This is a genomic window from Pseudorhodoferax sp. LjRoot39 (genome assembly GCF_964253035.1).
Classification (GTDB): Bacteria; Pseudomonadota; Gammaproteobacteria; order Burkholderiales; family Burkholderiaceae_C; genus Pseudorhodoferax.
The window spans coordinates 6,022,671-6,036,549 of record NZ_CAXUQL020000001.1; the positions used below are offsets into that span (position 1 = coordinate 6,022,671).

The 13,879-nt window shown below is 72.1% G+C and carries 8 protein-coding genes; 6 read left to right on the forward strand and 2 right to left on the reverse strand.

The genetic code is table 11. The annotated features are described in order from the left end of the window. Positions 1–61 precede the first annotated feature (61 nt). Positions 62–1,666: a methyl-accepting chemotaxis protein gene (locus ACSQ4M_RS28140; RefSeq protein ID WP_436192683.1), complete on the reverse strand. Its 1,605-nt coding sequence runs from the start codon at positions 1,664–1,666 to the stop codon at positions 62–64. 109 nt (positions 1,667–1,775) lie between these two features. Between ACSQ4M_RS28140 and ACSQ4M_RS28145 the strand changes: the two genes are divergently transcribed. The 4 genes from ACSQ4M_RS28145 (at position 1,776) to ACSQ4M_RS28160 (ending at position 5,681) form a co-directional block, all read left to right on the forward strand. Further along, positions 1,776–2,522 carry an AraC family transcriptional regulator gene (locus ACSQ4M_RS28145; protein WP_436192684.1) on the forward strand — a complete coding sequence of 249 codons (747 nt, stop codon included), beginning with the start codon at positions 1,776–1,778 and terminating at the stop codon, positions 2,520–2,522. A gap of 54 nt (positions 2,523–2,576) precedes the next feature. After that, positions 2,577–3,536: a DMT family transporter gene (locus ACSQ4M_RS28150; RefSeq protein ID WP_436192685.1), complete on the forward strand. Its 960-nt coding sequence runs from the start codon at positions 2,577–2,579 to the stop codon at positions 3,534–3,536. Beyond that, positions 3,533–4,762 carry a tetratricopeptide repeat protein gene (locus ACSQ4M_RS28155; protein ID WP_436192686.1) on the forward strand — a complete coding sequence of 410 codons (1,230 nt, stop codon included), beginning with the start codon at positions 3,533–3,535 and terminating at the stop codon, positions 4,760–4,762. Before ACSQ4M_RS28150 ends, ACSQ4M_RS28155 begins: the two co-directional genes overlap by 4 nt. A 112-nt stretch (positions 4,763–4,874) precedes the next feature. Beyond that, positions 4,875–5,681: an SAM-dependent methyltransferase gene (locus ACSQ4M_RS28160; protein ID WP_436192687.1), complete on the forward strand. Its 807-nt coding sequence runs from the start codon at positions 4,875–4,877 to the stop codon at positions 5,679–5,681. Between the two features lie 4 nt (positions 5,682–5,685). Here ACSQ4M_RS28160 and ACSQ4M_RS28165 read toward each other — a convergent pair whose 3' ends face one another. Beyond that, the gene (locus tag ACSQ4M_RS28165; protein ID WP_436192688.1) at positions 5,686–6,840 is read right to left on the reverse strand and encodes a fatty acid desaturase family protein; all 1,155 of its coding nucleotides are present in this window, start codon (positions 6,838–6,840) and stop codon (positions 5,686–5,688) included. A 154-nt stretch (positions 6,841–6,994) separates the two neighbouring features. On the opposite strand from ACSQ4M_RS28165, the gene ACSQ4M_RS28170 reads away from it, so the two are divergent. Beyond that, positions 6,995–8,005 (forward strand): DnaJ C-terminal domain-containing protein, encoded by a 1,011-nt coding sequence (locus ACSQ4M_RS28170; protein ID WP_436192689.1) that lies wholly within the window; start codon positions 6,995–6,997, stop codon positions 8,003–8,005. A 35-nt stretch (positions 8,006–8,040) separates the two neighbouring features. Then, a complete protein-coding gene (locus ACSQ4M_RS28175; protein ID WP_436192690.1) occupies positions 8,041–13,878 on the forward strand; it encodes an alpha-2-macroglobulin family protein in 5,838 nt (1,945 codons plus the stop codon). Position 13,879: the final 1 nt, after the last annotated feature.

Sequence of the window (13,879 nt, forward strand, 5' to 3'; positions counted from 1 at the left end):
TGCTCCGCGGCCTCCAGTACCGCGCCACGTCCGGCCTCGTCGACAGTGCGCGCGCGAATGTTCAGCGCAGGGCCACGGCGTTGCGCGCCGCGTCGGCTTCGGCGATCCGGAACGCCGCCACCATCTCGATGAGCCGGCCGGCCTGCTGGCGCAGGCTTTGCGCGGCGGCCGTGGACTCCTCCACCAGCGCGGCGTTCTGCTGCGTCATCTGGTCCAGCTCACCGACGGCGGTGTTGACCTGCGCGATGCCCTGGCTCTGCTCGCGCGCTGCTGCGGAGATCTGCGCCATGGTGTCGGACACGCGCTGCACGCCGGCCACGATCTCCTGCATCGAGCCACCGGCCGCCTGCACCTGGCGCGTGCCGGCATCGACGCGCTCCACGCTCGCGCCGATCAGGTCCTTGACCTCGCGCGCCGCCGCCGCGCTGCGCTGCGCGAGGTGGCGCACCTCGCCCGCCACCACCGCGAAGCCGCGCCCCTGCTCGCCGGCGCGCGCGGCCTCCACCGCCGCATTGAGGGCGAGGATGTTGGTCTGGAACGCGATGCCGTCGATGGTGGCGATGATGTCCACGATGCGGTGGCTGCTGGCATTGATCTCGCCCATGGTCGCCACCACCTCGGCCACCACCGCGCCGCCACGCCGCGCCGCGTCCGCGGCGGTGGTCGCGAGCTGGTTGGCCTGCACCGCGGCGTCGGCGCTCTGGCGCACCGTGGCGGTCAGCTGGTCCATGGAGGTGGCGGTCTGCTGCAGGTTGGAAGCGGTCTGCTCGGTGCGGCCCGACAGGTCGGCATTGCCGGCCGCCACCTCGCCCGAACTCACGCCGATGGCGTCCGAGGTCTGGCGCACTTCGCCGACGATGGCCGCCAGCGACTGGCGCATCTGCTCCAGTGCACCCAGCAGTTCGGCCAGCTCGTCGGTGCCGTCCTGGCCGGCGATGCGCTGCGTGAGGTCGCCGGCCGCGATCGCCTGGGCCAGGTCGCGCGCCTGCACGATGGGCGCGGTGATCGAGTGCGAATTGGCCAGCGTCGCCGGCACCACGGCCACCACGACCACGGCCAGCACGGCGCCGAAGAGCCACTGCACGCGCTGCGCCGTGGCCCCGAAGTCCGCGCGCGTCTTCTCGATGCCGCGTTCGATCGCCTGCTCCATCGCATCGACCTCGGCCATCGCGGCCTCCATGCGCTGCTTGGCCGGTTCGAGCAGCCGGTCCGGCGTGGCCAGGCCATCGTGCGTGCCGGCCTGCACCTGGTCCAGCACCGGCCCGGCCGCGGACGCATAGGCGTCCAGGCCTTCGCGGGCACCGCGTGCCGCCTGCTGCACGGCGCCGGCCGCGCTGGCGGCCAACACATCCAGCGCGGCGCGGGCCTGGCGCAGCGCATCGGTCCACTGGCCGCGCTGCCGGGCCGCGCGCGCGGCGTCCGCGAAAGCGGCCAGCACATCCTTCTCCTGCCGGCGCGCCAGGTGCATGGCGGCGCGCAGATCGCCCAGCGCTGCGAGTTCCTGCGCGCCCTCGGTCATGAAGCGCAGGCTCTGCGTCTGCAGCTGCTGCTGGCCGACCAGGGCGGCGGCGGCGATCAGCGCGAACAGGCCGAGCACCACGACGATGGCGGCACGCATGCGCAGGCGGATGGAAAAGCGGCGCATGAGCTGGATGGGCGAAAGCACGCAAGAACTCCTTTGGAAGCACTGAACTGTGAGGGGATGGCTGGCCTGCGACGGGACGCGGCAAGCATAGGTGCGCAGCCCACGCAGGCCTGTGCTATACGTGCCATCCATGCCGCCGAAACCACCGTTCACGCTGAATCTGCGCAGCTACGGCCTGGCCGCGGACGAACACCGCCACACGCATGCCCAGCTGGTGCTGCCGCTGGCCGGCCGCCTGCTGCTGGACATCGGCGGCCGCGAGCGCCTGCTCGGCCAGGGCCAGGCCGCCTTCGTCGAGACCGGCATGCGCCACACCCAGGTGTCCCACGAGCGTAACCAGGCGCTGATCCTGGACCTTGATGCGCATCAAATGCCGCTGCCGCTGCTGGAGCGGCTGGCCGCCCAGCCCTACCAGTCCATCGCGCCGGCGGCCTGGCGGCTCATCGACTACATGGGCCTGGTGCTGCAGGGCGGCCCGGCCACCACGGGCCAGCTGCAGCACTGGGTGCCGCTGCTGCTGGACCAGCTCGGCCAGCAGGCGCCGCGCGCGGTGTCGCGGCTGGGCGCGCTGCTGGCCAGGGTGCAGGCCGAGCCCGGTGCACCGTGGACGGCCGAGCGCATGGCGCAGGAAGTCCACCTGAGCGCGAGCCGGCTGCACGCGCTGTTCCGCAGCGAGCTCGGCAGCACGCCTGCGGCCTGGCTGCAGCAGCAGCGGCTGGAGCAGGTGCGCGCATGGCTGGTCGGCACCGACCGGCCCATCGCCGAACTGGCACTGGCGGCCGGCTACGCCGACCAGAACGCGCTGACGCGCGCCATGCGGCGCGCCACCGGCAGCACGCCGGCCGCGATCCGGCGCGCGGCGCGAGACGCGGCCTAAAAGACAGCAGCCACGGCCGAGACGGCCGGTGGCCCGCCGCGCCACAGTGCGGTCATGGTTTCTTCCCATTCGTCCACCGCGGCCCAGGGCACCTGGACCGGCATCCTGTGCGGCATGGCCGCGGGCGCCCTGTGGGGCCTGGTGTTCCTCGCGCCGGAGCTGGCGCACGGCTTCACGCCGCTGCAGCTGACGGCCGGCCGCTTCCTGGCCTATGGCCTCTTCGCCGGCGCGCTGCTGCTGCCGCGCCGGCGCCGGCTGGCCGCGCAGCTGGGCCGGGCCGACTGGGGCCTGCTGGCGCGCCTGGCGCTGCTGGGCAACACGCTGTACTACGTGCTGCTGGCAAGTAGCGTGCAGCAGGGCGGCATCGCCATGACCTCGCTCGTGATCGGCTTCCTGCCCGTGGCGGTCACCGTGATCGGCAGCCGCGCGCAGGGCGCGGTGCCGCTGCGCCGGCTCATCCCCTCGCTGCTGTGCGGGCTGGCCGGCATCGTGTGCATCGGCTGGCAATCGTTGGGCGGTGGCGCCGCGGCCTCACCGGTGGGCTTGCTCTGCGCGGTGGGCGCATTGGCCTCGTGGACCGCCTATGCGGTCGGCAACGCGCGCGCGCTGGCGCAGCGGCCGCAGGTCTCGGTGCAAGACTGGAACCTGGCCACGGGCGTGGTCACCGGCGCACAGGCCTTGCTGCTGCTGCCGTTCGCACTGTTGCTGGATGCGCGCACGCACGCCAGCGCCGACTGGCTGCGCCTGGCCGGCGTGGTGGTAGGCGTGGCGCTGGCCGCGTCCATGGTCGGCAACGCGCTGTGGAACCGCATGAGCCGGCTGCTGCCGCTGACCATGGTGGGCCAGATGATCCTGTTCGAAACCCTGTTCGCCTTGCTCTACGGCTTCCTGTGGGAATGGCGCACGCCGCGCACGGCGGAATGGCTGGCCATGGCCTGCGTGGCTGCCAGCGTGCTGAGCTGCGTGCATGCGCACCGCCAGCCCGCGCCCAGCCGCTATGCTGCGGCCGCATGAACGCACCGACCGACCACGCCTTCGCGCAAGCCAAGACCCTGTTCCTCGATGCCGTGGGCCTGACCGAGGCGGGCCGGCACGCCGAGGCCGAAACCCGGCTCGAAGCCGCAGCGGCCCTGGTGCCGGACCGGCCCTCCACCCTGCTGAACCTGGGCGTGGTCCGGCTGCGCCTGGGCCGCCCCGGCGACGCGCTGCGCGCGCTCGATGCCCTGGCCGCAGTGGAACCTGCCAACCCGGCCGGCCGCTTCCAGCGCGCACTGGCCTTGAACCAGCTCGGCCGCCACGCCGAAGCGCTGGCGCTACTGGACGCCCTTCTGGCCGACCACCCGGCCACCGCCGCCGCCCACCAGCTGCGTGGGCAGACGCTGCAGGCGCTGGAGCGCCATGCCGACGCCCTGCCCGCCTACGAGCGTGCGCTCGCACTCGACCCCGGCCTCGCCGAAGCCAGCCTGCTGCTGGGCCAGTTGCTGCGCGACCTGCAACGCCCGGCCGCCGCGCGCGCCGCCTTCGAGCAGGCCCTGGCCAGCGGTGCCGATGCCGCGCTGTGCCGCTACTTCCTGGCCGGCCTGGGCGCTGGCGCAACACCCACCAGCGCCCCGCAGGCCTATGTGCGCGGCCTGTTCGACAGCTACGCCGACGACTTCGAGCCGCACCTGCTGGATGTGCTGCGCTACCGCGCCCACGAGGCCGTGGCGCAGGCGGCGGCTGCGGCCCTGGCCGGCACAGCGGTGGACACCGCACTCGACCTGGGCTGCGGCACCGGCCTGTGCGGCCCCCTGCTGCGCCCGCTGACACGCCGCCTGCACGGCCTGGACCTCTCGCCCACCATGCTGGCGCAGGCCCGCACGCGCGGCTGCTACGACCAACTGGTGCAGGCCGACCTCGCAGCCCACCTGCAGGAGACACCCGAACGCTACGGCCTCGTGGCGGCCGCCGACGTGTTCATCTATGTCGGCGCGCTCGAGGCGGTGTTCGCGGGCCTGCGGCGCGTGCTGCAGCCCGGCGGTGTGTTCGCGTTCTCCGTGGAGTTGTCCGACGGCGAGGCGCTGCAGTTGCGGCCCAGCCTGCGCTATGCCCACGGCGTGGCCCCTCTGCGCACGCTGGCCGCACAGCACGGCCTGGAGATCGTGCAGGAGAAGACCCTCGTGTTGCGCGAGGACCAGCGCCAGCCCATCCAGGGCCTGGTGCTGTGCCTGCGCGCGCGCGGCACGGCCAGCACGGCTTGAGCGCGGAACATCCGGGCGCGGGCAGACTCCATCGCCAGTCCCGCCCGCGCCACAACAGCCGCCCGCAGGTGCGTCCGTCCCTTCATCCGACCCTTTGCCCAGGAGAGCCTCGATGACCATTGCACGCAGATCCTTCCTCGCTGCCGCGCTCGGCGCCGCCAGCATCGGCCCGCAGGCCTGGGCGCAATCCGGCGGCAGCGGCTACCAGCCGCAGGTCGGCCAGGGCGGCAAGGACGTGGTGTGGGTGCCGACCTCGCAGGCCCTGGTCGACCGCATGCTGGACATGGCCGGGCTCACGCCGCAGGACCGGCTGGTCGACCTGGGCTCGGGCGACGGCCGGCTCGTGATCACGGCGGCCAAGCGCGGCGCGCAGGCGCGTGGCATCGAATACAACCCCGACATGGTGGCGCTGTCGCGGCGCGCCGCCGAAGCCGAGGGCGTGGCGGCCCGCGTGCGCTTCGAGCAGGCCGACATCTTCGCGTCCGACTTCTCCGAAGCCACCGTGGTCACGCTGTTCCTGCTGCCCAACCTCAACATGCGGCTGCGGCCCACCCTGCTGAACATGCCGGCCGGCACGCGCGTGATGTCCAACTCCTTCACGATGGAGGACTGGGAGCCCGACGATTCGTTCAACGTGGTCGAGGGCTGTTCGGGCTACTGCAATGCGCTCAAGTGGGTGGTGCCGGCCAAGGTCGGCGGCAACTGGCAGCTGGGCGGCGAACGGCTGGTGCTCACGCAGAGCTTTCAGAAGCTGGAGGGCCGGCTGGGCGCGAATGCGCCGCTGGCGGCGGCGCGGCTGGATGGTGCGGCCATCCGCTTCACGGCCGGCGGACGGACCTACACAGGGCAGGTCGCAGGGAACGCGATGCGCGGCACCGTGGACGGCGCCGCCTGGACGGCCACGCGCGTGGCGGGCTGAAGCTTCAGGCCGTTGCGGGCTGCTGCTGCGACTGGCGCTGCGGCGCCACCGCCTTCTCCGCCACCGCGTTGCGCGCCGACAGGTTGATCGGCGCGGCCGTCGGCAGTCCGTCGAAATCCGTCCATTGGTGGCGCTCGAAGTCGTAGAGCTTACAGGTGCGCAGCGTGCGCAGCATCGAGAACAGCGACAGCGGCTCCACCACCAGCCGGTTGCCCAGCAGCGCGTTCATGCGCTTTTGCGCCGGCAGCAGCAGGTAGCTCGGGATGCCATGGTGCGCATGGTGGGCGGCATGGCAGTAGACGTTGTTGACCATCTTGCTGAACCAGTCCGGCGTGGTCAGCACGGTGGAGCACAGCTCGGGGGCGTAGTCGCCCGAACGCGCGATGTCGCCCTTGAACCAGGGGATGTTGGGGTGCGTGTGCATGAGGTAGAGCGTGGCGCTGCTGATCCAGAAGTGCAGCATCAGCGGGCCGAACCAGCCCAGCAGCACGGCCGTTCCGGCATCGACGGGCGCGATGCGCGGCGCCACCAGCGCCAGGAAGGCCACCATGCCGCCATGGAACAGCATGAGCGGCACGGCATAGGCCATGGACACGCCGCGCTGCTCCTGCGGCGTGCGCACGTTGGGCCACACGCGCGTGGGGATCCAGCGCACCAGCCAGTAGACGAACAGGCCGAACACATTGGGCGCGCGACACAGGCGCTCGGCCAGCTGCTGCAGCGGGCTCAGCGCGTCGTACTCGGCCTTGGAGAACGGGCGGTAGAAGTCGAAGTGGTCACCGTTGGTGCGCGGGTGGTGCACATGGTTGTGGTCGTGCGTCCACATGCGGTAGTTCTGCACCGAGGGCACGCCCAGCGCCAGCGCCGCGATCCAGTTCCAGCGGCGGCTGGCGAACAGCGTGCGGTGCGATGCGTCGTGCGCCAGTGTGTACATGGAGGTCAGCCGGATGCCCAGCAGCACGCTGGCCAGGATCTTCCAGCCCATGGCGGGCGCCAGCAGCACGGCGGCCCACAGGCCCCAGTACAGCGCACCGTCGCGCAGCAGCAGCAGCGCGCCGCTCTTGTTGCGCGGCGTGGCAAAGACGGACAGCTCGCGGATCAACTGCCCCCGCGAGATCGCAGGTGGCGTGGCGGACAACGGCGCGGCGGTGGATCGCATCGGAACTCCCTGTAACTTGTTGTGACACGAGCCTGGGATTTGAGCCCGCCCCGCCCAGACCAAAGCGCCGATAAACCGGGGAAAAGCCGCCTGTCTCGGAAAATGCTGCAGCGCAACAACTTCGGCTACCATTGCCGCTGGAGAGAACAAGCACGTGGGCAACGACCAAGCCTTTGCCGAGTTGGGCCTGCCCAACGACGCCAGCGAATCAGAGATCAAGGCCGCCTGGCGCCGGCTGGCGTCGCGCTGGCATCCGGACCGCAATGCCAGTGCCCAGGCCGTGGCGCGCATGCAGCGCATCAACCAGGCTTTCGAAGCGATCCAGCGCGCGCGCCAGGGCGGCGACGGTGCTGCGGAGCCTGCTGCCGCGCCTGAGCCTGCGCCGCCGGCCGAGCCAGCGCGGCCGGCCCATCCTCCGATCCACCGCAAGCTCAAGCTCACGCTGGAAGAGGCCGCGGCCGGCTGCATCAAGGCGCTGCGCGGCAAGTTCACGCCCACCTGTCACCACTGCGAAGGCCTGGGCCACCGCGTGCTGGGCAGCCGCTGCAGGCGCTGCCGCGGCAGCGGGACCTTCGTGCGCCCTTCTGCCTGGTTCGGCTGGCCCGGCCAGCCCGAGGACTGCGAGGACTGCGCCGCCACGGGCATCGCGCGCGAGCATTGCGCGCCCTGCGAAGGCAGCGGCACGCTGGCCGAACAGGAATACGAAGTGCAGGTGCGCATCCCTCCTGGCGTGCGTGAGGGCGACCTGCTGCATGTGGCGGCGCGCCGCGCCCCGGCCGACCTGGAAGTGCAGGTGGCCGTGGCACCACACCCGCTGTTCACGCTGCAAGGCGACGGCAGCCTGCACTGCAAACTGCCGGTCGATGGCTTCGCCTGGATGGCCAACCGCGCTGTGACCGTGCCCACGCTGGACGGTGTGCAGACGCTGGCGCTGCAGCGCGACCGCCAGCGCTACGAGCTGCCTGGCCTGGGTTTTCCGCTGCGGCACAGCGGCCCGCGCGGTGTGCAGCTGGTGGAGATCGAACCCGTTTTTCCCGAGAAAGTCAGCACCGACCAGAACATCCTGCTCGACCAGCTGATCGCCAGCCACGCCAGCACCGATCCACGGTTGGCCGAGTGGCAGCGCACGCTGCGCGCACGCGAGCGCAAGCGGCCACGCAGCTGAGCTAACCTCGGCGGCCAAAAAGAAGGACCGCCAGCGTGACGCTCAAACCCCTGCTCTCCACCCTCCTCCTCGCAGCCCTGGCCGCGCCTGCCGCCCAAGCGCTGCAGATCACCGCCGTCACGCCCCAGGGCGAAGTGGCCCAGGCGCGCCAGGTCGTCCTGCGCTTCGACCAGGATGCCACGCGCTTCGGCGACGCGCGTGCCGCCGCGCCGGCCACGGTGCGCTGTGCCGACGAGGCCGCCGGCCGCGGCACAGGCCGCTGGAACAACGCGCGCGAATGGGTCTGGCAGTTCGAGAACGACCTGCCACCCGGCCAGCGCTGCGAGGTGGCGGCCAACACCAGCCTGGAACTCACGGGCCGCACGCGCTTCACCTTCCAGACCGGCGGCCCCGTGGTGCGCAGCACCTGGCCCTACGGCGGCCAGGTCGACGAGCAGCAGTTCTTCGTGCTGCGGCTCAATGGCCCGGCCACGCTGGACAGCGTGCGCGCCAACGTCTGGTGCGCGGTCGAGGGCATCGGCGAGCGCGTGCCCGTGCGCCTGGTCGAGGGCGCCGAACGCGCCGCGCTGCTCAAGGCCCGCCACCTGGAGCAGGAGTCCGCCAAGTCGCCGCTGGCCGTGCAGACCCTGGCCTGCAACCGGCGCCTGCCGCCCTCTGCCGACCTGCAGATCGTCTACGGCCCTGGCGTGGCCACGCCCAGCGGCGTCGCCAACCGCGTGGAGAAGCGCTTCGACTTCAAGGTGCGTGAGCCCTTCACGGCCAGCTTCAGCTGCGAGCGCGAGAACGCCCAGGCCGACTGCCTGCCGATCCGCCCGCTGCGCCTGCAGTTCACGGCGCCGCTGTCGCGCGAGCAGGCGCAGGCGATCCGCTTGCAGGGCGGTGGCCGCAGCATCGCCCCGCAGATCGACGACAGCACCGACGCCCTCATCGACGGCCTGCGCTTCGACCCGCCTTTCACGGAAAGCACCGACTACCAGCTGACGCTGCCGGCCAAGCTGCGCGACGCCTCCGACCGGCCGCTGGAGAACGCCGACAGCTTCCCGCTCGCGGTGCGCACGGGCGCCATGCCGCCACTGGCCAAGTTCGCCTCCAGCCCCTTCGGCATCGTCGAGCGCCTGGCCGAGCCCGACGGCCCGCCGCTGCTGCCCGTGACCGTGCGCCGCATCGAGGCTGCCCCCGGCGTGGGTGCGCTGCGCATCGCCGACGGCCAGGTGGCCACGCTGCGTCCGCAGAGCGACGCCGAGATCCTCGCCTGGTGGCGCAAGGTGCAGCGCTACGACCGCTTCCAGGTCGAGCGCAAGCAGGCCGCGGCCGATCTCAAGCAAGCGCTGCCGCGCGTGGTCGATCCCGACCAGAAGGGCTGGGTGCAGTCGCGCATGCTGTCGCTGCTGGCCGGCCAGAACGGCGTGCAGCAGCTCAAGCTGCCGGCCGCGGACAGCAGCGACGCGCGTCCCTTCGAGGTGGTCGGAATCCCGATGGCGCCGGGCTTCCACGTGGTCGAGATCACCTCGCGCCAACTGGGCCACGCCCTGCTCGACGAACGCTACGGCCCCGAGCGGACCATGGTCGTGCGCACGGCCGCGCTGGTCACCAACCTGGGCGTGCACTTCAAGCTCGGCCGCGAGAACGCGCTGGCCTGGGTCACGGCGCTGGACAGCGGCAAGCCCGTGGCCGGCGCGCGCGTCGTCGTCAACGACTGCCGCGGCCGTGAAGCCGCCAGCGGCCAGACAGATGCCCAGGGCGTGGTGCAGCTCCAGGGCCTGTCGCCCGAGCCACCGTCTTGTGCGCAGGACGAAGCCGCCGCCGCCTGGTTTGTCACGGCCCGCGCGCGCGGCGCCGATGGCGTGGACGACCTGGCCTTCACCTTCAGCGACTGGAACCGCGGCATCGAGCCCTGGCGCTTCGACCTGCCGACCAGCCAGGAGGTGGCGCCCGATCTGCGCGCCCACACCATCCTGGACCGCACGCTGCTGCGCGCCGGCGAGACCGTGGGCATGAAGCACCTGCTGCGCACCGAGACCAGCGCCGGCCTCGCGCCGGCCGCCTGGCGCCCAGCCACCCTGCGCATCACCCACGTGGGCAGCGGCCAGCAGTTCGAGCAGCCGCTGGCCTGGCGCGACTCGGCCACGGGCGGGCGCAGCGCGCAGAGCAGCTTCAAGCTGCCGCCCGCGGCCAAGCTCGGCGAGTACCAGATCGAACTCGTGGGCATCGACCAGGAGGCCGAGCGCAGCCTGGCGTCGGGTCGCTTCCGCGTGGAGGAGTTCCGCCTGCCCGTCATGGAAGGCCGCGTCACACCCGCCACCAGCGGTCCGCTGGTGCAGCCCGGCGCGCTGGCCGCGAATGTGCAGGTCAACTACGTGGCCGGCGGCGGCGCGGCCAGGCTGCCCGTGGAGGTCTCGGCGCTGCTGCGCGAACGCTGGCTGCAATTCGACGGCTATGACGCCTTCAGCTTCGCGCCGCCGCGCGACCGGCGCCAGGGCAACTCCGATGAGGGCGAGGAGGAATCCGAGGCCAGCAACGGCCCGCGCGTGATCGCCAACAAGCTGCCCGTGACGCTGGACGCCCAGGGCGCGGGCCGCGTGGCGCTGCCCGAGATTCCCGCAGCCCCGCGCGCACAGGAGCTGCTGCTCGAAGCCCGCTACGCCGATCCGAACGGCGAGATCCAGACGCTGCGCGGCACGCACACGGTCTGGCCGGCCGGCGTGGTCGCCGGCCTCAAGACCGAGGGCTGGGTCTCGGCGCGCGGCAAGGTGCAGCTGCAGGCGCTGGCGCTGGACCTGGCCGGCAAGCCCAAGGCCGGTGTGGCGCTGGACGTGCGCGCCCAGGCCCATGTGGCCACGACCAGCCGCAAGCGCATGGTCGGCGGGTTCTACACCTACGACACCAAGCGCGAGACCAAGGACCTCGGCAGTGTCTGCAGCGGCAAGAGTGATGCGCGCGGCCTGCTGCTCTGCGAGGCCCAACTGGGCCAGAGCGGCGAGGTCGAGCTGGTCGTGACGGCCAAGGACGAGGCCGGCCGCAGCGTGCAGGCGGCCAGCTCGGTCTGGGTCACGCGCCAGGGCGAACTCTGGTTCGGTGGCGAGAACCACGACCGCATCGACCTGCTGCCCGAACAGCGCGAGCTGCAACCCGGCGACACCGCCGCGCTGCAGGTGCGCATGCCGTTCCGCCAGGCCACGGCGCTGGTCACCGTCGAACGCGAAGGCGTGCTGTGGCACGAGGTGGTGGAACTCAGCGGGCAGGACCCGACGCTGCGCCTGAAGGTGCAGGAAGGCTGGGGCCCCAACGTCTACGTCAGCGCGCTGGTACTGCGCGGCCGGCTGCGCGAAGTCCCCTGGTACTCGTTCTTCACCTGGGGCTACAAGGCGCCACGCAGCTGGTGGAGCGCGTTCTGGAACGGCCGCAACGAAGTGGTGGCGCCGAGCGCGATGGTCGACCTGTCCAAGCCCGCCTTCCGGCTCGGCGTGGCCGAACTCAAGGTCGGCACGCGTGCGCACCGCATCGATGTGCAGGTGCAGCCCGACCGCACGAGCTACCAGGTGCGCGAGCGCGTGCAGGTGCGCATCACGGCCAAGCTGCCCGACGGCAAGCCGGCCGCGGGCGCCGAGGTGGCGCTGGCCGCGGTCGACCAGGCGCTGCTGGAGTTGGCGCCCAACGACAGCTGGGACCTGCTGGGCGCCATGCTGCAGCGCCGCGCCTGGGGCGTGCAGACCGCCACGGCGCAGATGGAAATCATCGGCCGACGCCACTACGGCCGCAAGGCGGTGCCGGCCGGCGGAGGCGGCGGCCGCAACCCCACGCGCGAGCTGCTGGACACGCTGCTGCTGTGGAACCCGCGCGTGCAGCTCGATGCACAGGGGCAGGCCACGGTGGAGGTGCCGCTCAACGATGCTTTGACCACCTTCCGCATCGTCGCCGTGGCCGACAGCGGCCAGGCCTTGTTCGGCACCGGCCAGGCCAGCGTGCGCACCACGCAGGACCTGCAGATCATCAGCGGCCTGCCGCCGCTGGTGCGCGAGGACGACCGCTTCCGCGCCCAGTTCACCTTGCGCAACACCACGGCCAAGGCCATGCGGGTGGAGTTCAAGCCGCGCGCCACACTGCTCGAGCTGGCGCCGCAGACCATCGAGATCCCGCCGAACGAGGCGCGCGAGGCGACCTGGGACGTGGTGGCGCCGACCCAGCTCGCGCACACGCGCGCCGAGGCCATCCTGTGGGAGGTCGAAGCGCGTGACCTGTCGGGCAACGCGCGCGACGCGCTCAAGGCCAGCCAGCGCATCGTGCCAGCCGTGCCGATCACCGTGCAGCAGGCCTCGCTGGTGCAGATCGACGGGCCGTTCACACAGTCCGTGCAGCCGCCGGCCCAGGCCCTGGCCACCAACGGCAAGCCGCGCGGCGGCCTCTCGCTGGCCCTCCAGCCGCGCCTGGCCGACGGCCTGCCCGGCGTGCGCGACTGGTTCCAGCGCTACCCCTACAGCTGCCTGGAGCAAAGTGCCAGCCGCGCGCTGGGCCTGGAGGACGAGGCCCTATGGAAGGGCGTGGTGGCGCAGCTGCCCACCTACCTGGACAGCGATGGCCTGGCGAACTACTTCCCGCCGCGCGACGGCGAGGCCGCACGCGGCAGCGACACGCTGACGGCCTACCTGCTGGCCGTGAGCCACGAAGCCGCTGCGCTGGACCCGCGCTTCGCGCTGCCCGAGGCACAGCGCCGCCAGATGGAGGACGGCTTGCTGGCCTTCGTCGAGGGCCGCCTGCAGCGCAGCTTCTGGAGCCCGCGCGCCGACCTGGACGTGCGCAAGCTCGCGGCACTGGAGGCCTTGTCGCGCACGGGCCGCGCACAGGGCCGCATGCTGTCCAGCCTCACGCTCGCGCCCGAGCAATGGCCCACGCATGCGCTGCTGGACTGGCTGCAGATCCTGCAGCGCGTGCAGGACGTGCCGCAGCGCGCCCAGCGGCTGGAGCAGGCCCAGCAGTTGCTGCGCACGCGGCTCGCGTTCTCGGGCACGCGCGTGGGCTTCTCCACCGAGCAGGGCGACGCCTGGTGGTGGCTGATGGCCAACACCGACGCCAATGCCGCGCGCCTGCTGCTGGCGGTGCAGGGCGAGGCCGGCTGGCAGGCCGACATGGGTCGACTGGCCAGCGGCCTCATCGCGCGCCAGCAGCGCGGCGCCTGGCAGACCACCACGGCCAACCTGTGGGGCAGCCTGGCGCTGCGCAGGTTCTCGGCCAAGTACGAGGCCGATCCCGTCAGCGGCAGCACGCGCGCCCAGCTCGGCAGCGAAAACGTGCGCGCCGACTGGCCAAGCAAGGGTGCGCCACCGGCCCAGTTCCTGCCGTGGCCCGGCACGTCGGCAGCCACCCTGCAGGCCACGCACGAAGGCAGCGGCAAGCCCTGGCTCACGCTGCAGTCGCTGGCCGCGGTGGAAGTGAAAACCCCGTTCGACGGCGGCTACCGCATCGGGCGCGAGGTCGTTCCCGTCGAGCAAGCCAGGCCCGGCCGCTATACACGCGGCGACATCCTGCGCATCAAGCTCACGGTGACGGCCGCGCAGGACATGAGCTGGGTCGTGTTGTCCGACCCGGTGCCGGGCGGCGCCACCATCCTGGGCAGCGGCCTGGGCCGCGATTCCGCCATCGCCACCCAGGGCGAGCGCAGCAAAGGCAACGCCTGGCCGGCCTTCGAGGAGCGCGGCTTCGAAGCCTTCCGCAGCTACTACGGCTTCCTGCCCAAGGGCGAGGTCCAGACCAGCTACACGGTGCGGCTCAACAACGTGGGCGAGTTCGCGCTGCCGCCCACGCGCGTGGAGGCGATGTACGCGCCCGAGATGTTCGGCGAGCTGCCGAATGCGCGCTTGAAGGTGGAGGCGCCGTGAA

Excerpts from the sequence above, each read along its gene's own strand:
- ACSQ4M_RS28155 (WP_436192686.1), top strand. The coding sequence starts at position 3,533 with ATGAACGCACCGACCGACCACGCCTTCGCGCAAGCCAAGACCCTGTTC.
- ACSQ4M_RS28145 (WP_436192684.1), top strand. The coding sequence starts at position 1,776 with ATGCCGCCGAAACCACCGTTCACGCTGAATCTGCGCAGCTACGGCCTG.
- ACSQ4M_RS28150 (WP_436192685.1), top strand. The coding sequence starts at position 2,577 with ATGGTTTCTTCCCATTCGTCCACCGCGGCCCAGGGCACCTGGACCGGC.
- ACSQ4M_RS28165 (WP_436192688.1), bottom strand. The coding sequence starts at position 6,840 with ATGCGATCCACCGCCGCGCCGTTGTCCGCCACGCCACCTGCGATCTCG.
- ACSQ4M_RS28160 (WP_436192687.1), top strand. The coding sequence starts at position 4,875 with ATGACCATTGCACGCAGATCCTTCCTCGCTGCCGCGCTCGGCGCCGCC.